This is a genomic window from Rhodanobacter sp. L36 (genome assembly GCF_009765755.1).
Lineage (GTDB): Bacteria > Pseudomonadota > Gammaproteobacteria > Xanthomonadales > Rhodanobacteraceae > Rhodanobacter.
Window position 1 is genome coordinate 374,932 of the sequence record NZ_LMUV01000002.1, and the last position, 20,751, is coordinate 395,682.

At 62.1% G+C, this 20,751-nt stretch carries 22 protein-coding genes; 15 read left to right on the top strand and 7 right to left on the bottom strand.

Annotated features, from left to right (window positions below; translation table 11 throughout):
• Positions 1-42 precede the first annotated feature (42 nt).
• The 5 genes from GSQ73_RS01610 to GSQ73_RS01630 all read right to left on the bottom strand — a co-directional run bounded on the left by GSQ73_RS01610 (position 43) and on the right by GSQ73_RS01630 (position 3,969).
• Complete coding sequence (locus GSQ73_RS01610; RefSeq protein ID WP_158880337.1) at positions 43-639, bottom strand: hypothetical protein; 597 nt, start codon at positions 637-639, stop codon at positions 43-45.
• A complete protein-coding gene (gene pdsR / locus GSQ73_RS01615; RefSeq protein WP_158880339.1) occupies positions 636-1,328 on the bottom strand; it encodes a proteobacterial dedicated sortase system response regulator in 693 nt (230 codons plus the stop codon). Before pdsR ends, GSQ73_RS01610 begins: the two co-directional genes overlap by 4 nt.
• A gap of 743 nt (positions 1,329-2,071) precedes the next feature.
• On the bottom strand, positions 2,072-2,740 hold the full coding sequence (gene rpe / locus GSQ73_RS01620; protein ID WP_158880341.1) for a ribulose-phosphate 3-epimerase: 669 nt from the start codon (positions 2,738-2,740) through the stop codon (positions 2,072-2,074).
• 90 nt (positions 2,741-2,830) lie between these two features.
• Positions 2,831-3,652: a co-chaperone DjlA gene (gene djlA / locus GSQ73_RS01625; RefSeq protein ID WP_158880343.1), complete on the bottom strand. Its 822-nt coding sequence runs from the start codon at positions 3,650-3,652 to the stop codon at positions 2,831-2,833.
• Positions 3,649-3,969 (bottom strand): c-type cytochrome, encoded by a 321-nt coding sequence (locus GSQ73_RS01630; protein ID WP_158880345.1) that lies wholly within the window; start codon positions 3,967-3,969, stop codon positions 3,649-3,651. The genes djlA and GSQ73_RS01630 overlap by 4 nt, the downstream gene beginning before the upstream one ends.
• A gap of 98 nt (positions 3,970-4,067) precedes the next feature.
• Here GSQ73_RS01630 and GSQ73_RS01635 point away from each other — a divergent pair, with 98 nt between their 5' ends.
• The 12 genes from GSQ73_RS01635 to GSQ73_RS01690 all read left to right on the top strand — a co-directional run bounded on the left by GSQ73_RS01635 (position 4,068) and on the right by GSQ73_RS01690 (position 15,737).
• Complete coding sequence (locus GSQ73_RS01635) at positions 4,068-4,964, top strand: phosphoribosylaminoimidazolesuccinocarboxamide synthase (RefSeq protein WP_158880347.1); 897 nt, start codon at positions 4,068-4,070, stop codon at positions 4,962-4,964.
• Between the two features lie 17 nt (positions 4,965-4,981).
• Positions 4,982-5,452 carry an Mpo1-like protein gene (locus GSQ73_RS01640; protein ID WP_158880349.1) on the top strand — a complete coding sequence of 157 codons (471 nt, stop codon included), beginning with the start codon at positions 4,982-4,984 and terminating at the stop codon, positions 5,450-5,452.
• Complete coding sequence (locus tag GSQ73_RS01645) at positions 5,449-5,856, top strand: hypothetical protein (protein WP_158880351.1); 408 nt, start codon at positions 5,449-5,451, stop codon at positions 5,854-5,856. Before GSQ73_RS01640 ends, GSQ73_RS01645 begins: the two co-directional genes overlap by 4 nt.
• Positions 5,857-6,246: 390 nt before the next feature.
• Complete coding sequence (locus GSQ73_RS01650) at positions 6,247-7,401, top strand: ATP-grasp domain-containing protein (RefSeq protein ID WP_158880353.1); 1,155 nt, start codon at positions 6,247-6,249, stop codon at positions 7,399-7,401.
• Positions 7,398-8,273: a succinate--CoA ligase subunit alpha gene (locus GSQ73_RS01655; RefSeq protein ID WP_158880354.1), complete on the top strand. Its 876-nt coding sequence runs from the start codon at positions 7,398-7,400 to the stop codon at positions 8,271-8,273. Before GSQ73_RS01650 ends, GSQ73_RS01655 begins: the two co-directional genes overlap by 4 nt.
• A complete protein-coding gene (locus tag GSQ73_RS01660) occupies positions 8,266-9,471 on the top strand; it encodes an acyl-CoA dehydrogenase family protein (protein WP_158880356.1) in 1,206 nt (401 codons plus the stop codon). The genes GSQ73_RS01655 and GSQ73_RS01660 overlap by 8 nt, the downstream gene beginning before the upstream one ends.
• A 35-nt stretch (positions 9,472-9,506) precedes the next feature.
• Positions 9,507-10,181: a dienelactone hydrolase family protein gene (locus GSQ73_RS01665; RefSeq protein ID WP_158880358.1), complete on the top strand. Its 675-nt coding sequence runs from the start codon at positions 9,507-9,509 to the stop codon at positions 10,179-10,181.
• 29 nt (positions 10,182-10,210) lie between these two features.
• Positions 10,211-11,212: an amidohydrolase family protein gene (locus tag GSQ73_RS01670; RefSeq protein WP_158880360.1), complete on the top strand. Its 1,002-nt coding sequence runs from the start codon at positions 10,211-10,213 to the stop codon at positions 11,210-11,212.
• 7 nt (positions 11,213-11,219) lie between these two features.
• The gene (locus GSQ73_RS01675) at positions 11,220-12,683 is read left to right on the top strand and encodes an MFS transporter (RefSeq protein ID WP_158880362.1); all 1,464 of its coding nucleotides are present in this window, start codon (positions 11,220-11,222) and stop codon (positions 12,681-12,683) included.
• Between the two features lie 3 nt (positions 12,684-12,686).
• A complete protein-coding gene (locus GSQ73_RS01680; protein ID WP_158880364.1) occupies positions 12,687-13,439 on the top strand; it encodes a class II aldolase/adducin family protein in 753 nt (250 codons plus the stop codon).
• 205 nt (positions 13,440-13,644) lie between these two features.
• On the top strand, positions 13,645-14,994 hold the full coding sequence (locus GSQ73_RS01685; protein ID WP_158880366.1) for a carbohydrate porin: 1,350 nt from the start codon (positions 13,645-13,647) through the stop codon (positions 14,992-14,994).
• 77 nt (positions 14,995-15,071) lie between these two features.
• Positions 15,072-15,737, top strand: coding sequence for a dienelactone hydrolase family protein (locus GSQ73_RS01690; protein WP_158880368.1), 666 nt, complete (start codon positions 15,072-15,074; stop codon positions 15,735-15,737).
• Positions 15,738-15,762: 25 nt separating this feature from the next.
• Here GSQ73_RS01690 and GSQ73_RS01695 read toward each other — a convergent pair whose 3' ends face one another.
• Both GSQ73_RS01695 and GSQ73_RS01700 read right to left on the bottom strand, forming a co-directional pair.
• Complete coding sequence (locus tag GSQ73_RS01695) at positions 15,763-16,650, bottom strand: LysR substrate-binding domain-containing protein (RefSeq protein ID WP_158880370.1); 888 nt, start codon at positions 16,648-16,650, stop codon at positions 15,763-15,765.
• Between the two features lie 154 nt (positions 16,651-16,804).
• A complete protein-coding gene (locus tag GSQ73_RS01700; protein ID WP_158880372.1) occupies positions 16,805-17,230 on the bottom strand; it encodes a hypothetical protein in 426 nt (141 codons plus the stop codon).
• Positions 17,231-17,387: 157 nt separating this feature from the next.
• Here GSQ73_RS01700 and GSQ73_RS01705 point away from each other — a divergent pair, with 157 nt between their 5' ends.
• From GSQ73_RS01705 to GSQ73_RS01715, 3 genes are all read left to right on the top strand, one after another.
• Positions 17,388-18,755: a DNA polymerase gene (locus tag GSQ73_RS01705; protein ID WP_158880374.1), complete on the top strand. Its 1,368-nt coding sequence runs from the start codon at positions 17,388-17,390 to the stop codon at positions 18,753-18,755.
• A gap of 277 nt (positions 18,756-19,032) precedes the next feature.
• Positions 19,033-19,452 carry a hypothetical protein gene (locus tag GSQ73_RS01710; protein WP_158880375.1) on the top strand — a complete coding sequence of 140 codons (420 nt, stop codon included), beginning with the start codon at positions 19,033-19,035 and terminating at the stop codon, positions 19,450-19,452.
• Between the two features lie 28 nt (positions 19,453-19,480).
• On the top strand, positions 19,481-19,963 hold the full coding sequence (locus tag GSQ73_RS01715) for a hypothetical protein (RefSeq protein WP_158880377.1): 483 nt from the start codon (positions 19,481-19,483) through the stop codon (positions 19,961-19,963).
• Positions 19,964-20,751: the final 788 nt, after the last annotated feature.

Here is a 20,751-nt window from a genome sequence, read left to right on the forward strand (position 1 = left end):
TCGATTCGACGGACAAGCAACGATGCCAGCAACGTCGCGAGCTTAATGCGCCGGCGCCGGTGCTGTCGCAACGGGTTTATCCGGCAATGCCTGATACGAAGACGCCTCGACCACCTGCTGGAACAACGCGGTGACTTCCTGCCGCCGTGGATCGTTCGCTGCCACTGTCATCGACCAGCTCAGGCGCACACCACTGCGCTTGCCCGGATCGCAGAACACCACGATGTCGTCGATGTGATCGGTGCCCTGATAGAGCAAACCGTGGCACGGCATCGGCGTATGCGGCAATGCAACTGTCACGACCTTGGCTAATGGGTCGTGCTGCAGATAATGTTTCTGGTCGGCCTGCCACTCAGCCGTCAGCGACGGAAGTTTTCGCGGCCACACATTGAGCACCATCACGCGATTGGGTTCGCCGGTCCATTCGCCCTGATAGATCACGAAGTTCACGCCGATCGCCTTGGCATACGTGCAGCAATCGGCCGTCCATCCGCTGGGCGCGCTGGTGGAAACCTTCCAGCCCGGCGTGATGCCGTCGCGCGGTGCGCTGACCGACGCCGGTTTTCCTGGCGTTGCGGCCATCGCGGAAAACGCCAGCAGCGTCGCGAGCAAAATGGTCGCCCCGCGAGCAAGAATCATGCGGGTTTCCAGCGATAGCCCACGCCGTGCACGGTTTCGATCGCGTCGAAATCCGGCGCCACCGCAATGAACTTCTTGCGGATGCGCTTGATGTGCGAAGTGATGGTGGCGTCATCAACCACGAGCTCTGCCTCGCGCATCAATTGATCGCGATTCTTCACGTGGCCGGGGAATCGGATCAGCGTGTGCACCATCCAGAATTCCGTCACGGTGAGCGGCACTTCTTCGCCTTTCCAGGTGATGCGCATGCGTTCCGCTTCCATTTTCAGCGGACCGTGTTCGATCACCGTTTCACTCAATGCCGGCGCCTTCAGCGATTCGATGCGACGGAACAATGCCGCGATGCGCGCGGCGAGCTGATGCAGGCTGGTGTCCTTGCTGAGGTAGTCATCCGCGCCCAGGCGCAAACCGGAGATCACGTCGAAATCCGAATCGCGCGCGGTAAGAAAAATCAGTGGCAACGTCGAAGACTTTGCGCGCAATTCGCGGCACAGGTCGAAGCCGCCCTCGGGCTCGTCACCAAGGCCGATGTCGATAATCACCAGTTCGGGCAGGCGCATTGCAAACGCACTGGATGCCTCCTGTCGCGAGCCGTAGCCGCGCGCGTCGTAGCCGAACCGATTCAACGCCTCGACGTAGTTGGCACGGATCAGCGGTTCGTCTTCGACAATGGCAATGCTGCGGCCCATGGCGCGCTCCCTTTGAGATGCGCGCAGCGTGCTATGCGCGCCGTCGCGGCGCAAGGCGCCTGATGCAGGCGCCCGCGTTTTGCCACAAGCCAGCGGCAAGCCGGCCCGATTGCGTCCGCGCTCGCGCCGCCCGCAGATGTGTCATGTGATCCAACGCACCGTGAGTGATCCAGTCATGCCGAACAAGCCAGCAGCCGATACCGATCCGAATGCCGAATTGCGCAGCTTTGAACCGCTGCGCGTGACGCTCGCGCTGGGCGCACTGCTGCTTGGCGTGATTCTTGGCTTTCACTGAAATGACGACCATGCGCAATCCGAATTTTTTTCCCGTGGAAGGCATGCGTGCATTCGGCGCGAACGGAATCGCGTCGGATGCGAGGCTCGAGAAAACCGATCCCGACTGGCTGCCGCTTTAGTGGCTCACCGACAACCCGTTCCGTCCGACATGGTGGTTGTTATCCCTTCCGCGTGAAGGGATTTTTTTGGCTGGAGCGTTGCTGGGCAAGGGCTCAGGCAGCGCGGCAATTCGCCGGGAACCAAATCGGCAACGCCCGGTCAGAATCTGTGATTGGCAAAGTTCCATTGCCGTGGAACGTGTCGATGCGACGGCAGGCTCTCCCTCCGACGCCGCCGCATCGGCACAGCCAGTCATGGTGTTTCCTCTCACGTCCGACGACGTTTTATCCCGGCGCAATGCAAGTCGCGCCGGGATTTTTATGCGCGGCATCGAACCTGGTTGATGTTCAGCCGATGGCCTTGCGCATCGCCGCGATTTCGGCGCGGTAATCCTTCGCGTGGAAAATCGCCGAGCCGGCCACGAACGTATCGGCACCGGCTGCGGCAATGGCGCCCATGTTGTCGGCGGTGACGCCGCCATCCACTTCCAGCCGGATCGCGCGGCCGCTCTCTTCAATGCGACGACGTGCCTGACGCAGTTTTTCCAACGTGCCTGGAATGAATTTCTGTCCGCCGAATCCGGGGTTCACCGACATGATCAGGATCAGGTCGAGCTTGTCCATCACGTAGTCGAGATAATCCAGCGGCGTGGCCGGATTGAACACCAGCCCCGCCTGACAACCCGATTCCTTGATGAGGCCGATCGTGCGGTCGACGTGTTCGCTGGCTTCCGGATGAAAACTGATCAGCGTTGCGCCGGCCTTGGCGAAATCGGGCACGATGCGATCCACCGGCTTGATCATCAGATGCACGTCGATCGGCGCCGTGATGCCGTAACCGCGCAACGACTGCAGCACCATCGGGCCGATGGTGAGATTCGGCACGTAATGGTTGTCCATCACATCGAAATGCACCCAGTCGGCACCCGCGTCGAGCGCAGCGGCGGTGTCCTCGCCCAGTCGCGCAAAATCGGCGGCAAGAATGGACGGAGCGATGATGGCGGTTTGCTTGGTCATGACCTTCGACTCTTGGTAGGAGCGCACCTTGTGCGCGATGGAGTTTACGGCGTCAGCGCCTGGTTGGCTTTTCGCGCACAGGGTGCGCTCCTACTTGAACCCGCGCGCTTCCTTGATCCTGTCGTACGCGGCGTTGATGTCGCTTGCGCGGGATTCGGCGCGCTTGCGCATGTCTTCGGGAAGATCGCCGAGGCGATCCGGATGGTGTTCGGAAATCAGCTTGCGGTAGGCGCGTTTCACCGCGCGTTCGTCGGCGCTGCGATCGATGCCCAGCACCGCGTACGGATCGGGACCTTGCGGCGTGCGTTGCGGTGGTATGTAACTGCCGCCGGCGGGGCCGCGGCCTTGTCCGTACTGATAACCGCGCTGACCTCCACCACCGCCATTCCATGCGTAGCCCTTCATCGCCATCAGCGCCATCAATTCCATTTCACTGATGCGCAATGCGAACGCGAGCTGCCGCAGGATAGCCATTTTTTCCGGCGGCGGATTACCTTCGGCCAGCACGGTTTCTATGACCACGTCGAGCACGGGAAACGCATGGTCGCGACGCATACCGACCCAGTGACGCAAGGCGTTGATCGTCTGCGTGACGTCGAACTCCGGCTGCTTGCCGACGTTGAAACTCACCGCGGCCTGCTTGCGCTGCTCGGCGTCCAGCCCGATGCGCGTCATCAGTCGCTCGGCCACGGCAATTTCCGCTTCGGAAACGCGGCCATCCGATTTCGCCACCGCGCCAAGCAGCGTGAACAGCGGGCCGACATATCCGCCGGCTTCCGGCGTGGCGTTTTTGCGCTGGCTATGGCGCAGGTTGTCGAGGATGAAACCGATGATCGCGCCGGTGACGGCGCCCGGCCCGCGTCCGAGAATGAGGCCGAAGAATGCAAACCACAGCGTGTACGAAAAACTCATGGCGCGGCCTGCGGTGATTGCGCGCTATACCAATGGGCCAGCGCATCGAGATCGGCTTCGCTGAGCGGCCCGATCGCCGCGCGCATCACCGGCGCATCGCGATGGCCGTCGCGATACTGAGCGAGCGCGCTGCGCAGATATTCCAGCGATTGCCCCGCTAGATTGGGCGCACCCGGCAACGTCGCGTGACCGGTTTCGCCATGGCAGGCAGCGCACAAGCCGAGCCGCACGGGCCGTGATGGCGACGTGGTCTGGGCCGGCACAAGAGCGGACGCGAGAACGGCGAGGCATGACGCTGCGGTGGATAGGATGCGCATCGGCGAGAGATGGGGCTGAAGGTCGCCAATTCTAGCAGCCGGCCCGGAATCGCCCCGGGCCGCTAGAATAGGCGGACCTTTTCGCGGAATGCACCGTCGTGCCCACCACCCTGTCGCAATCGAACCTGCCCGGCCTCGAACTGATCCATCGCGGCAAGGTGCGCGATGTCTACGCGCTGTCCGACGATCGCCTGCTGATGGTCGCGACCGATCGGTTGTCCGCGTTCGATGTGGTGCTGCCCAGTCCGATTCCCGGCAAGGGCGAGATGCTCACGCAGATTTCCAACTTCTGGTTCGACAAGACCGCGCACCTGATTCCCAACCACTTGCTCGATGCGCCGCTCGCCGACGTGTTGCCCCCGGGCACCGATCTGGCGTTGTACGAAAAGCGCGCGGTGGTAACCCGCCGGCTCAAGCCGGTGCCGGTGGAAGCGATCGCGCGCGGTTACCTGATCGGCTCGGGCTGGAAGGATTACAAGGCCAGCGGTTCGCTATGCGGCATTGCGTTGCCGACAGGCTTGCAGCAGGCGCAACAGTTGCCCGCACCGATCTTCACGCCATCGACCAAGGCCGCGGTGGGCGATCATGATCAGAACGTGAGCTACGACGTGGTCGTCGATCAAGTCGGCGCGGAACTTGCCGGCCAGGTGCGCGATGCCACGCTCGCGATCTACAACTGGGCGGCCGCCTATGCAGCGGAACGCGGCATCGTCATCGCCGACACCAAGTTCGAGTTCGGCACCGACGCGAACGGCACGCTCTACGTGATGGACGAAATGCTGACGCCGGATTCCTCGCGTTTCTGGCCGGCCGACGAATATCGCGTCGGCATCAGTCCGCCCAGTTACGACAAGCAGTTCGTGCGCGACTATCTCGAAACGCTGGACTGGAACAAGACCGCACCCGGCCCGGCGATTCCGGATGATGTCATCGCCCGCACCGCCAGCAAGTACGCCGAAGCACTACAACGGCTCGCCGGCATCCGCATCGACTGATTGAGAGGAGCAACGCCATGCGCAGCATGCAGGACTGGCTCGACAGCTACAGCGGCGATCATCGCAACCCGACCAACCAGACGATGCACTGGCTGTGCGTGCCGCCGATCGTGTGGTCGGTGATCGCGTTGCTGTGGACGATCCCGGTGCCGGCGAGTTTCCTGCGCCCCGGCGCATGGTCGGTGCTGGTGATGGTGCTGGCGTTCTACTGGTACTGGAAACACTCGCATCGACTGGCGATTGCGCTGCTCATCGCCTTCGCCGTACTTGGCGTCATCACCAACATGCTGTTCTACACGTTGGGCCCGGCGAATCTGCGCTGGCTCGCGCTGGGCGTTTTCGTCGTGGCGTGGATCGGCCAGTTCATCGGCCACAAGTTCGAAGGTCGCAAGCCGAGCTTCCTCACCGACCTGGCGTATCTGCTGATCGGCCCGGCATGGTTGATGGCCAAGCTTCTTCGCAGGATGGGATTCAAACACGCCGTATGACGACCTTGCTCACGCTCATCAGCAGCCTGCTCTGGTGGGTGCTTTACAGCAGCATCGGCGCGCTGTTCTTCGCCTTGATCGGCTGGTCGGTGCTGCGCTGGACCGAACGCACGCCAGTCGTGTTCAACCGTTTGTATCTCGCTTGCCTGTTGTGGAACCTGGTCGGCATCTTGCTGGTGGTGCTCGTCGCTGTGTATGAAGGTCATCTGCATCCGCCCTATGCGGCGCTGATGACTTCCGGACTGCTGCGACTCGCACTGGTGCTGGACATGATCGTCGGCAGCCTCCTGCTCTGGCGGCTCACGCCGCGCATCGATGCGCATCGCATCCGTCCCGGCAGCGCCTGCATGGCGGTGGCCGCGATCATGGCGATCGCCTTCGGCATCGCCACCAGTCTGGCTTGATCCGAATTCGCCAAAATAAATCCGGCGGAACCGATTCACTTTTCCGCATGCATGTCACTCGCACCGCGCATTGCATCGCACCAGCGACAGCTGATTTCGACGGGGGCGAACGCGCCCATACTTGCCTGCGCCCAGGCATGGCGTCGATCCGGTGCGCGAGCCGCATTCCGATGCGTTTGGTGCGCTCGCTCTTGCAGCTTTCATCGCCCTGTGGCAACCCACCGTATCGATGAGATTTGCTAATGATTCGATGCCAAATCGTCCGTGTGCAAGGCACGGACCTTTGTCTAAGTTTCACCGCCAACCGCGTCATGCGCCGAACGATTCGGGCAGCAACCCGAAGCATGAAGCGCTATCCACGCAGCATCGAAACATCAGGAAGGTCCAACCTTGCTTCTGCTTGAGCACGACGCAAAAGAACTCGCCCGCCAACGGGGAATCCCGGTTCCGGCAGGCATCTTCGTCGATTCGCAATCCGTCGAAAGCATGCAGCTGGAAAACGACGTCGCCTGGGTGGTGAAGGCGCAGGTCGGTGTTGGCGGCCGTGGCAAGGCGGGCGGCGTGGGCTTTGCGAACTCCACGCGGGAAGTCGTCGACTTCGTCCGCACGCATGCCGATGCGTCGATCAAGGGCCAGCGGATCGCCGGCTTTCGCGTCGAACGCAAAGTGTTTTTCGTGCATGAGGTGTATCTCGGTTTCATGGTCGACGCTGAGCGTCGCGGTGTTCGCGTGTTGTTGTGCGCTCAGGGCGGCGTGGATGTCGAGGAGAACGCGCAGCAGCACGACGCCATGCTCACGGCGATTGCCGCGCCGGACGAGGCCTCGCTGATCGCAGCGGCTTCGCAACTGCTCGCCCAATTGCCGTCGTCGTTTCATGGGCCGCTGGCGCCAGCGATTGCCGCACTCGCGTCCGCCTTCGTGGCGTTCGATGCGACGCTGCTAGAAGTGAATCCCTTGTTCGTGCTCGCCGACGGTTCGTGGATCGCCGGCGACATGAAACTCGCGCCCGACGAAAACGCCTTTCCGCGCCAGCCCGAACTCGAACGCGTGGTGCGCGCCCGTCCGGACGTCTATCGCGAAGCCAACTTCAAGCTCGATCACGATTTCGATTACGTGGAGATCGACCGTCGCGGCCAGGTCGGCCTGCTCACCACCGGCGCCGGCCTGAGCATGATGCTGATCGACGAAATGCTGCAGGCGAATCGTCGCCCCTTCAACTTCTGCGATGTGCGAACCGGGCTGCTGCGCGGCAGCCCCACGCGATTGATCGAAGTGCTCAAGCAATTCAAGAACGGCCCGGAGATATCGGTCGTGCTGGTGAACATCTTCGCCGGCATCACCGATCTCGGCGAATTCGCGCAGTTGCTGCTGCAGGCGCTCGATGCAGTGCCGGAAATCACGGTGCCGGTGGTCGCGCGTCTGATCGGCAACAACGTCGATGCAGCAAAAACATTGATCGCACAAAGCGGTCGACCGATCACCGTGGAGATGGATCTGGACAAGGCACTGAAGCTGGCCATCGATCGCGCGGGAGTCGTCGCATGACGGCCTTCCAGCTTGACGCGCAGGCGAAGGTGATCGTGCAGGGCGCCACCGGGCGCATGGGTCGTCGCCACAGCGAATTGATGAAGCAGTACGGCACGCGCATCGTCGGCGGCATCGCTGGTGCCAGTGCGCGTCGCGAAGATTCGGACGTCACCTTGTTCGATCACTGCGCCGACGCCGTCGCCGCAACCGACGCAACGGTGTCGATCACGCTGGTGCCGCCGATGGATGTGCTCGCTGCCGTGACCGAAGCGCTCGACGCCGGCATCCGCTGCATCGTGTCACCATCCGAGGGCATGCCCGTGCGCGACGCGCTGATCGCCTACGCGCGTGTCAAGGAGCACGGCGCGATCTGGGTCGGTCCATCGACACCGGGCCTCGCGATTCCGAACCGGATGAAGCTCGGTTTCATTCCCGATGTTTCGCTGTCGCCCGGACCGCTCGGCGTGATGTCCAAGAGCGGCACGCTTTCCTACGAGGTGTGTTTCCGTCTTGCGCGACGCGGCGTCGGACAGTCGACGTGGATCGGCGTCGGCGGCGATCCGGTCAAGGGTCTGCGCTTCGCCGAGTTGCTGCCGTATTTCCAGCAGGATGCAGCGACGCGCGCGGTTCTGGTGCTCGGCGAAATCGGCGGCAGCGAGGAAGAAGAACTCGCCGCCGAAATGATCCGGCTGTCTTTTTCCAAACCCGTGTTCGTCCTGCTCGCCGGCGCCTCAGCACCGGAGGGCGTGACCATGGGACACGCCGGCGCGCTGGTACAGGGCGGCCGCGGAAGCATCCATTCCAAGATGTCCGCCCTGCGCGAAGCAGGCGCGGCGGTCTTCACCAGCATTGAAAGTCTTGTGGACGGAGTGACCCGCAGCGATGTCTAGCATCACGACCCAGCGTCAGACGACCTCGCCGCACGGCATTGTGCTCAGCAAGGAGCAACGCCACCGCATCGGCCTCGTGCGCGAACTCGTGCAAGGCGAATTCAAGGGCCGCGGAAAGGACCTGCTTGACGGCTCTTTTCCATGGGAAAACATGCGCAAGCTGGCCGATATCGGCGTGCTCGGCATGGCCGTGGCCAGGCAATACGGCGGTTCCGAACTCGGCGTGTTCGATACCGCGCTGGTGCTGGAGGAAATCGCCAAGGGTTGCTACATCACCGCGATGGCCGTGCTCGGCGAAGTCGGCACGCAGACGCGCGTGATCTCCGCCTTCGCGCCCGAACACATCAAGCGCAAGGTGCTGCCCGAGGTGTGCAGTTGCGATTGCGTGCTGTCGATCTGCCTGACCGAGCCGCACGCCGGCACCGACATGGCGAGCTACACGACCAACGCGGAAATCCGCGGCGACAAGGTCGTGCTCAACGGTACCAAGTCACTGATCAGCCGCGCCGAGGAAGCCGGGTTGTTCGTGGTGTTCACGCGCATCGACGGGCAAAGCGGCCTCGACGGCATCGGCTGCGCGCTGGTGGAAAAAGATACGCCCGGACTCGCCATCACGTCCAAGGTCCACACGCTCGGCGGCGAGAATCTGCACGAAGTCACGTTCACCGATTGCGTGATTCCGATCGACCAGCTGGTGGTGCGGCAATCGGGCCTGAAGTCCCTGCTGTCGGCGTTCAACACGCAACGCTGCCTCAACCCGAGCATCTCGCTTGGTCTCGCCGAAGGCGCGTTCGATGAAGCGGTGTCCTACGCCGGCAAGCGCCAGGCATTCGGCCGATCGATCGGCGACTTCCAGGGCATTCGCTGGAAACTGGCCGACATGTATATCGCCATCGAGGCAGCGCGCGGACTGCTCTATCGCGCGTGTCTCTCCGGCAATCCGTTTCCCGATCCGCTGCTGGCCGCGACGGCAAAAATTCGCTGCAACGAAATGTCGCTGGAAGTCACCAGCGAGGCTTTGCAGATTCACGGCGGCTACGGCTTCACCGACGACAGCGTGGTCTCGCGGCTGTATCGCGGCGCGCGTTACGGCACGTTGGGCGGCGGCACATCCGAAACGCTGCGCGACCTGATCGGCAAGCGCGTGACGGGCAACTTCGACGAGAAGTCCGGCATCTCCGGCTTGTCCTTTTCGTGAGGCATCACAGTCATGACGCATCGGAAACGACAGGCATGAGCAAGACCATCGACATCATCGCGAGTGACGGCCACGCGCTGTCTGCGTATGTGGCCGAACCGGAAGGTCGCGCCATCGGCGCGCTGGTGATGCTGCAGGAATTCTTCGGCGTGAATGCGCACATCCGCGAGATGGCCGATCAATACGCAAAAGATGGTTTTCACACCATCGCGCCGGCGATCTTCGACCGGGTGGAGCGCAGCGTCGAACTCGGCTACGACCCTGCAGGCATGCAGAAGGGTCGCGAGTTGCGCGCGAAACTCGACCTCGACGAAACCATGCTCGACGTGCAGGCGGCGATCGACGCCGTTGCATCGTTCGGCGCGGTCGCGGCGCTCGGCTATTGCTGGGGCGGTTCGCTCGCCTATCTCGCGGCGGCGCGCTTGAACCACGTGGTGTGCGCGGTCGGTTACTACGGCGCGCAGATCGCCGGCCATGCGGATGAAACATTGCGCGCGCCGGTGTTGCTGCACTTCGCCGAACACGACGAATACATTCCGCTTTCGGATGTCGAACGCATACGCCACGCGCATCCCGACATCGAGATTCACATGTATCCCGGCACCGAGCACGGCTTCAGCTGCAACGACCGGAAATTCTACGAACCGAAGGCCGCGGCGCTGGCCAGGGAACGGTCACTGGCATACCTGACTCAGCACGCACGACGCTGATCGATTCCCACGCAGCAAAGGCCGTCCACATGCGCGTCGATTTCCATACCCACATCATGCCGCCACCGTCGCGGATTCCCGACTGGGCCGCCACGTTCGGACCGAACCGCTGGCCCAAGCTGGTTCCGCAGGACGACACCTCGGCGATGCTGATGATGGGTCAGGCGTCGGTGATGAAACTCGATGACCGCTTCTGGTCGCCCGAGCGTCGGCTGGTCGACATGGATCGACTCGGCGTGGACATGCAGGTGCTCTCGCCGATCCCGATGCTGAGTTGCTACTGGGCGCCGCCCGCCGGTGGGCAGGCAGTCGCGCGCCATCTCAACGAATACATCGCCGAAGTGGTTGCGGGACATCCCGCGCGTTTCACCGGCATGGGCACCGTGCCATTGCATGACGCCGATCTCGCCATCGCCGAGCTGCGCTTGCTCAAGGACACGCTGAAAATTCATGCCGTGCAGATCGGCACGTGTCCGGCGAATCGCGACCTCGACGATCCGTTTCTGTTTCCGTTTTTCGAAGCGTGTCGCGACATGGACATGTCGGTGTTCGTGCATCCGATGCAGCCGCTGATCGGCGGCGAGCGCCTGGACTCCTATTACCTGCCGAACATCGTGGGCAATCCGCTGGAGACCGCGCTGGCGATGACGCGCTTCATCGTTGGCGGCGTGATGGAACGCCTGCCCGATCTGCGCATCTGTTTCGCACATGGCGGCGGCGCGTTTTCGCATGTGCTCGGCCGCGTGGACAAGGGCTTCGCGGTGCGCAGCGAAATGCACGAACACATCGAGCGACCGCCCAGCGATTACGCCCGCATGATCTACGTCGATGCGATGACGTTCGATCCATCGAGCCTGCGGCTGGTGGTCGAAAAGCACGGCGCCGATCGCGTGCTGATGGGCAGCGATTATCCGTTCCTGCTCGGCGATTCCGATCCGGTCGCGGGCGTGCAGGCCGCGAATCTCCCGGACGACGTGACACGCGCGATCCTCGAAGAGAACGTCTGGAAATTCATGAGCGACGGAAGGTGATCACGTCATGAGCATTCCCATGCGCAACCCCGATCGACCCGACGACTTCGGCGCTACCGCCATGCCGCTGCCGTCGATCGACATCGATCGTCTCGTTGACGGACAGAAGATCGGTCGACTGGTGATCCGCGTGGTGATCCTTTCGCTGCTGGTGCAATGCGCGGACGGCTTCGATCTTGCGGCGATGTCGTACGCCGCGCCGGAACTGATCCGCTCGTGGCATTTTCCGGCGGCGTCGCTCGGGCCGGTGTTCAGCGCCGGCATCGTCGGCATGGCACTCGGCGGTCCTTTGCTTGGATACGTGGGCGACCGCTTCGGCCGGCGCATCGCCATACTGCTTTCCACGATCATCTATGGTCTTTTCAGCCTGCTGATCGTGACCTCGCACGATCTGCACACGATGCTGATCCTGCGTTTCATTTCCGGCGTGGGGCTCGGCGGCTTGCTGCCGAACACGGTCGCGCTGAATGCGGAGTTCGCGCCCAAACGATTGCGCGCCACGCTGATCATCGTGATGTTCATGGGGCTGGCGGTCGGCGGCATTCTTCCGTCGGTGGTGGCCACCACGTTGCAGGCGCGCTTCGGCTGGCATGCGTTCTTCATCGTCGGCGGCATCGCGCCACTGCTGCTTTCCATCGTGCTGTTCGCGATGCTGCCGGAGTCGATCAAGTTTCTGGTCAATCGCAACCGCGAAGGTGATCAGGCACACGCCACGCGACTGGCGACGAAGCTGCGCCCCGATCTGCGGATCACCGAACAGACACGCGTATTGATCGCCACGGCGCGCAAGGGCACCGACAGTTTTTCGCCGGCGCTGCTTTTTTCGAACGGCCTGGCGTGGATCACGCTGCTGGTGTGGCTGCTTTTTTCCGCCGCGCTGGTGGTCAACTTTTTCGTCAACAGCTGGATGCCGACGCTATTTCGCGCGAGCGGTTTGTCGAGCGATCAGACGGCCATCACGCAGGCGTGCTACTACGTCGGCGGCATCGTCGGCGGCCTGATCATCAGCCGCTTGATCGACCGCTGGGGCATCGCCGCGATCGCCGCGTTCTTTGTCATCGGTTGTCCGGTGGTGGCGTCGATCGGCACGCCTGGCCTGTCGCATGTCGCGTTGATGGGTGTGGTGTTTCTCACCGGCGCGTGCGTGCTCGGCAGCCAGCTGGGCATGAACGCGGTGACCGGCATGATCTACCCGACCAGCATCCGTTCGAAGGGCGCGGGCTGGGCCAGCGCGATCGGTCGTGCGGTATCCACGGCCGGGCCGATCGCCGGTGGCTGGCTCATCGCGAAACACACGCCGCTGCCGAAACTTTTCCTGGCGCCGCTGGTGCCGCTGGTGGCCGGATCGATCGGCGCGTTTGCGCTGCTGTATCTGTGCTTCCGCCGCTTCCGCAGCTGGCGCCTCAGCGAGACGGCCGCGGGCGACCCGCTCGCGTCGAACGCTGCCCAACCCATCACTTCGAGGAACTGATCCATGCACGAAACGAACGCCGACCTCGAACACGTCGAGACCGAAAGCGAACTGCGCCAGAAGGTCGCGACGATGTGCATGATGCTGAACCTGCAAGGTTCGGTCGGCATGTTCGGTCACGTGTCGATCCGCGTGCCCGGCACCGAGCGGATTCTGCTCAGCCCGGGCGCGGGTTCGGAGAAAGGTGCAGTCACGCCGGAGCAGGTGTTCGTGTTCCACCTCAACGGCGACATCCTCGAACATCCCGGCGGCGAAGTTCCGCTGGAGTGGCGCATCCACACGCAAATCCACCGCGACCGCCCCGAGATCATGAGCATCACGCACCTGCATGCGCAGCACTCCACGCTGCTGGGCATTGCCGGTCGCGAGATCGTGCCGGTGTTTTTGCACGGCGCGTTTCTGCACACCGGCGTGCCGACCTGGGATGACCCGCGACTGGTCGTCAACGACGCGCAGGCGGCATCGCTGTCGGCCGCGCTGGGCGACCACGTCGCCATACAACAGCGTGGACACGGCAGCGTGGTGGTGGGCGAAACGGCGGAGATCGCCTTCTTCCGCAGCACATTCCTGGAGGAGAACGCGCGCAAGCAGGTGGAAGCGGAAATCCTCGGTGGCGCGCTGCCGTTGCGGCCCGAGGAAGCCGCGGATTGCGCGCGCGGCACGTTCAACCCGCGACTGCTCCGGCTGTTGTGGAATTACTACCAGCGTAAGGCGGAGCAGGAGCTCGCCAATCAGGTGCCACGGATGACGAACTAGACGCGACACCGCTCTCGCAACGGTCGGCCTGACGCCGGCAACGAAGCTTCAGAGAAAGCGGCGGCCATGTGGGCCGTCGGGGAACGTGCGTGCAAAAAAATGCGATTGGCTACCTCCCACTGGCGTGACATGAAGTCGCGGAATTCGATATCGGGACACGGGGTGAAGCCAGCGACGCCGACATCAAATCACGGGAGAGAAACCAATGCGCAAGAACAACGATCCGCCGTTTCGCCACACCGCGCTGAAACTCGCGCTTACTGCATGCCTGACGCTAACCGCGATGAGTCACGCGGCCCGCGTTCACGCCGCAGACGCGCCGCCACCGATCGACGACATCCAGGGGCAAGTGGCGAATCCGAGCAAGGACTGGCTGCACCAGCCGGGCATGACGGGCGACTGGGGCGGCGAACGCACGAAGCTGTCGCACGAAGGCATCGACATTTTTTCCAGCTATCAGGTGCAGACCGCCGACATCATCAAGGGTGGCGTGCGCAAAGGTACCGAGACGAACAATCAGGTGATCCTCGGCGCCAATTTCGACCTGAGCAAATTGATGGATATTCCCGGCGGCGCATTCACGCTGGCGGTGTCGGATCGCTACGGCGCCAACGCCTCCACCATCGCCGGCGTGCGCGTCACCATCAACAGCAACTACGGTGAAGGCGAAAATTTCCGGCTCGCCAACATGAGCTTCAAGCAGAGCCTGCTGAAAGGCCGGCTGAGTTATCAGCTCGGTTACTTTCCAGCCGCCGCGGAGTTCGATTACAACCCGCTGCTGTGCAGCTTTCTCAACCAGGGTTTCTGCGGGCATCCCAATTCGCTGGCGGCGGATTCCAGTGGATTCCAGAATCCGCCCGGCGCGCAACTCGGTGCACGCGTCACCGGATTCGTGTTGCCGGACCTGTACATCAAGGTCGGCGTGTTCGACGTCAATCCCACGCGCTTCACCAACCCCGACGAAGGCTTCCGGCTGGACCGGCATGGCGACACCGGCACGATCTACCTGAGCGAACTGGGCTGGAACGCGAGCCTCGGTCCGGACAACCTGCCCGGCCACTACAAGATCGGCACGTACTACGACACCAGCGCCGCGCCCGACGTGGTCAACCCGAAAATCATGCACAACGGACGCAAGAGCGCATGGCTGTCGGTCGACCAGATGCTGTTCAATCTCGGTGACGATACGACTCGCGGCCTGTACGTGTTCGGCAACCTCACGCAGGCCAATCGCGATAACTCGCAGATCCAGAGCTACGACTCGGCCGGCTTCGTTTTCCTCGGCCCGCTCGCGAGCCGGCCTGATGACGTGCTCAGCCTGGGTTTTGCAAAATCGAACTTGAACCATCGCAAGCTGGCGTCGGAAATCCAGAAGCGGCCGACCTTCGGTTACATCGGTGCGGAGCGTTACATCGACCTGTCGTACAAGATCCAGCTGACGCCGTGGCTGTTCCTCACACCGGATTTCCAGTACCTGATTCACCCCGGCGTTTTCACTGGCGCGCGTTACCCCAACGCCAAGGTGATCGGCGGCGAACTGGCGTTCAAGTTCTGACGTTCGACGATCATCGCTTTCCGCGCGCCGAATCGCTCGGTGCGTTCAAGCACACCTAAAAAATGTAGGAGGTTTCCGTGGCTCACTGGATCACCATCACGGCCGCAGACGGCCACGCATTCGACGCCTATCGCGACGGCCCCGACGACGCGGCATATTGTCTGGTCGTCGCGCAGGAGATTTTCGGCGTCAACCCCCACATGCGTTATGCCTGCGCGCAACTTGCCGCTGCGGGCTTCGCGGTGATCGCGCCGGCCCTGCTCGATCGTGCCGAACGCAAACTGGAACTGGGTTACAGCGCCGAAGACTTGCAGCACGGCTTCGCGCTGCGCGCGCGCGTGCCGGAATCCGCCACGGTGATGGACATCGAAGCCACCCGCGCGGTGTTCGGCGCCCGCAAGGTCGGCATCATCGGTTACTGCTGGGGCGGTCGCGTGGCCTGGTGGGGTGCAACGCGCAGCGATGCATTTGCCGCATCGGTGGCGTGGTACGGCGGCGGCATCGCTGCGGATCGCAACGAACTACCGCGCTGTCCGGTGCAGATGCACTTCGGCGAAATCGATCACTCTATTTCGATGGATGACGTCGAAGCCATTCGCACCGCGCAGCCCGGCGTGGAAATCTTCGTGTACAAAGGCGCCGCACACGGTTTCGGCTGCGAGGAGCGGCCCACGTTCGATCCGGCATCGTACGAACTGGCGCAATCACGCACGGTGGAGTTTTTCCACGAGCATCTCGCCTGACAAGCGACCCGACGCAGCGGACCGTTCAATCGCCGCTGCGTATCCAGTCGCAGAACGCGCGGATTTTCGGCTCCTTACCGCTGCTCACCGGATTCACCAGGTAGTAGCCCAGCTCGCGATGCAGGATTTGCGGGCAAGGAATCATCAGCCGGCCCTCGCGGATGTCGTCGTCGACATAGGCTTTCTGCACGATGGCGACGCCGCTGCCTTCGAGTGCGAAACGATGCACCAGGCCAAGATCTTCGAACGACATGACCTTGCTCAGCGCATCGGCGTCGGCCACGCCGGCGTTGTCGAACCAGTCCGGCCAGTCGTCGGCACGCGCGTGCGTCTGCAGGAGCGTCTTGCCGACGAGGTCCTGCGGCTTGCGCAGATGAAATTGCCTGGCGAATGCCTTCGTGCACACCGGCACGAGTTCGTCGCGAAACAGCAGGTGGCTGGTGAGACCGCGCCAGTGTCCGCGGCCGTAACGGATGCCGACGTCGATATCCTGATTCTCGAAATCCACCAGGCTCGCGCCGGACACCGATACCAGCCGCACATCGATATCGGGAAACAGACGGCTGAACGCCGGCAGCCGCGGCGTCAGCCAACGGCTCAGCAACAGCGGATATCCCTTGATGGTGAGCGTGGTGCGCAGCGAGGCCGCAGAAGAAAAACTTGCCGTGGCGCGACGCATGTCCTCGAACGCACCATGCAGCGCATCGGCGTAGGCAGCGGCACTCGGCGTGAGTTCGAGCTGGTTGCTGCGACGCTCGAACAAGCGCGTGCTGAAGTATTCCTCGAGCACCGCGATCTGATGACTCACTGCGCCCTGCGTCACATTGAGCTCGCGCGCTGCCCTGGTGAAATTCAGATGGCGCGACGCTGCTTCGAAAGCCAGCAGTGGATTGAGCGGAGGCAGCGAGCGCATGAGCGATTTCCGTAACCGATAGCCAGAGCTTCAGACTATAGGCAATGCCCGCCGCGCTGGCCAACCGTGGTGCACCGGCGCAGCGGAGAAAAATCTGCATGAAAAAAGGACGGATCGCTCCGTCCTTTTTTCTTTACTTCATCGCAGAAAAATATCAGTGCGATGCGGCGAGCATGCTGCCGAAGAAGATGGCAAACAGCACGCCGATGATCACCGCGAGCAGGATGAAGATCACCAGGTTGATCAGCTGCACCAGCACGGCCTTGCCGTAACCGATCTGCTGGCCATCCTGCGCGGGCAGCAGGTAGTTGATGACGGCACCGCCCACCAGCAGGTTCACCACCAGCGACAGGAAACCGCTCAAGCCCATCGGCAACACCATGCGCAACACGAACGAAACGACGAAGCCGATCACGAGCGTCAGCAGCACCGCGCCCAGCGCGCGCAGATACGACGGCATGAAGCCGACCACCATGCGAAACGCCAGACACAACACCAGGCCGCCGACCAGGATGCTCACCACGAACATGATCAGCATGGCGAACAGGCCCATGCCGGCCAAAAGTCCCAACGTATTCATAGAACCCCCAAACGTAGTCAGAAGATCCGCCGCGCTCCCCAGATCGCGTGCCGGCGGGTACGCCAGCCTAGCTCATTCCGCATTCACCGGCGCCACGGCACTGTCTCCTTTTGCGAGACGCGGGCAAGCTACAACACCCGCTCGCTTGAGATATCGCATGAGCCTGCGCAGCCTCTTCGTCGACTTCAACAGTTACTTCGCCTCGGTCGAACAACACGAGGACGAAACGCTGCGCGGACGGCCGGTCGGCGTGGTGCCTGTCGCCGCCGAAACCACCAGCCTGATCGCCGCCAGCTATGAAGCAAAAGCCTTCGGTGTCGGCACCGGTACGCAAGTACGCGACGCACGACGCATGTGTCCGGACATCCAGATTCGCGTCGCGCGACCGGAGCGCTACGTGTACTGGCATCACAAGCTGATCGAAGCGATCGACCATGCGATTCCCATCGCGCGCGTCGGTTCCATCGATGAAGTGGCCTGCGAACTCGTCGGCCGGCAACGCCAACGCCACGTCGCCGAAGACATCGCCGCGCAGGTGAAACGCGAAGTCGCAATCGCCGCACCCGGCGGCGCGATCCGTTGCTCGATCGGCATCGCGCCCAACGACTTCCTTGCCAAAACCGCGTCGGACATGCGCAAGCCCGACGGCCTCACCGTGATCGAGCAAACCGATCTGCCGCACATGTTGCACGCGCTTGCGTTGCGCGATCTCTGCGGCATCGGGCGCTCGATGGAAGCGCGGCTGCACGACGCCGGCATCACCACCGTCGCGCAACTCACCGCCGTCGACAAGCATCGGCTGCGACACGTCTGGGGCGGCATCGAAGGCGAACGCATGTGGGGATTGCTGCGCGGCGCGTGGCTGCCGACCGCGCCGACCGAACGCGGATCGATCGGCCACTCGCACGTGCTTGGCCCGGAATTGCGTACTGCCGTCGGTGCACGCGCCGTGCTGAAAAAACTGCTGGTCAAAGCGGCGATGCGCATGCGTCGCGAGGAAATGCTCGGCGGCGCGCTGGCCGTACGCATCCGCTTCATCGGCCACGATCAGCGCTGGGAGCGCGACCTCACGTTCGACCCCACCGACGACAGCCGCGAACTGCTGCGCCTGCTCAATGGCATGCTCGAAAGCGCGCACCACCAGCGCGCCCTCCCCGGACCGATCGGCGCGATGCCGCTCTCCGTCAGCGTCACCCTGATGCGACTCGTGCCACGCGTGCAAAGCAGCGGCTCGCTGTTTGCACCCGTGCAAGACACGCGCCGCGTCGACGCGCTCGTCGATCACATCAACAGCAAGTTCGGCTACAACAAGGTCTACTTCGGCAGCATGCAACTCGCCCTCGAACACGACGCCGCGCCCATGCGCATCCCGTTCAACCGCGTGCCCGATGCCAAGAGCGAAAACGAAGCCACCGCCGAAGGCGACGCCAGCCACAACGCGCTGTGGCTGCAATCGCTGAACCGTTACAAAGTGCTCGCCGAAGGCGAGCATCGGCGGAGAGAAGGGAAAGATCGAAAGTCGTGAGCGTGGGCTGGCCGTGGGATACCGCGCCCACCTGCCATCTTTCCCGCGCCGTCGACTGACTTCCATACGGTTTATTTCCCCGCTTTCGCGGGCATAAGACATAGCGCCTCATGCAGCACGATATGCAAGGGCCTTGCTGCCACCCGGCATGCCGCGCCGCAATCCGGCAACTCCCTGTAACCAGGCAGGAATCGCTCGCTTGACGGAGAGCCGGCGACCGCTGAACATCCGCTGCATATGCCCCGATGTGGGGTCTAATAAGCGTTAGCCGTAAACCATGAACATCATCGAACAGCTGGTTAGTGCCTTCCCACAAGCATCCTTGGTCGGATCCATAGATGACGCCTTTATTTTGGCTAACCCGAACGTGATGGAGCTATCTGGCCCAACTGACTTGTTCGAGGTTGTTCCGGTGTACATGCTCTGGTGCGCTAAAAATTCTCAAGACGTGGGGTTGGCAACGACTTACACGCTAGGTGCTTTGGCAGAATATGGGCGCTGTAAGAGCCGCGATAATGCTTACCTAAATTTTCGCTATCTCTGCTCCCCATATCAGCAACAGGTTGTCGCAGCATTCCTTGAGTGGTCATCCACTGCCATTTCCTTTCACAATGAGTCCCAGCTAGAGCGGACAATTCGTAACTGGAAAAGCTCGGCTAACAATTCGTTCGAGGCGGACGGCTTCGCCGCCGCTTAACTCCAGCGCTAGCTTCTACAAGCAGCTCATGCACTCACTTGAAGCCATTACGAAAGTTGAGGATCTGTATTCTGGCCCACAAGGCCAGCCTTCGCTTGGCGAAGCATTCATTATGCTTCAAGCTCGCTGGGCTTCCGGTGCCCGAGATCGAGAAACTTGTTTACGGCTGGCGTTTCTTTCATGGTATTCGTGCGCAGAGCCAAACGGCTATACCGGGCTTCCGAACGACCAAGAACTCACCTCAGAAATTTTTGCAAATGCCTTGGCTGCTCTTGGTGGCGAGCTCTCCAGTGATCCCGAGGTCTGCTATACGTTAGGTCTTATGGCAAAAATGTTCCCTTGGGCCATCTGTGCAAAAAATCAAACACACTGGCGTCATGTAGGTCAAAGACTCACCCTGCGCGCTGAGGCGATTGCGCCGCAGGGTTTGACGCCATCTGAGTTCGTGTCTCGCGGCGCTTACGGCCAGTATTTTTCTCACCAGTCTCCAAACCTCAAGGCAGGCAGCTAACAATTCGTTCGAGGCGGACGGCTTCGCCGCCGCTTAACTCCAGCGTTAGGCAGCTTGTGATGCTTAAATCTCACACATGGAACCAGGCAGGCTCAGTTGCGCTTTGGCGCTACAAGGAGCATCGGAGCAATTTCCCTGGCTGGCACGTCACTACAGATGCTGTCGGCTCTGCCTCTCTACTTACGCTACTTGATGCACTTGCTTCTGACGGTGGCAACAGTTCTCGGACGCTCACGGTCAAAGCACCAACACCGGCAATCCTCTCTGTGCCAAACAACCGCTCATCTGCTTGGTTGTCGCCTTCCAAACTTCGTCTATCCCTCTCGGCAATTCCTTCGGAGTGGAGCTTCCCCGAATCGTTGGAGCCAGCGGCACTTACGTTTGGTTCCGACTGGCTACCTGAGCTGCAGCGAGTCATTTCGGGCATTCCGCGCGGTGAGGGAGACTATTCTATTGGCAAACCAAGCCGTGGCAATCTTCAACTGTGGTTCTGGTGGCAGCCGTTGGTCGCTGCCTAACGCCTCCTTCAAGGCGGACGGCTCCGCCGCTCAACTCACGCGTTAGGCATCATGAGCCATTGGAAATCTGCGGGCATCACAATGGACGGCCAACCCCTTAGGCTTGGTGGCCTCAATGTCTGGAAGCACAAGTGGTCTAGGCTTGCGGAGGAGGCAGTCGAGCTTCCTCATCCTTCCTACCCAAAGCAGTTGCATAGGATGTGGCAGTACGAAATCCAAGACGGTAGTAAGCGCGTGCGGTTTGCGGCGGGTGAGCTATCGACAGGCGGG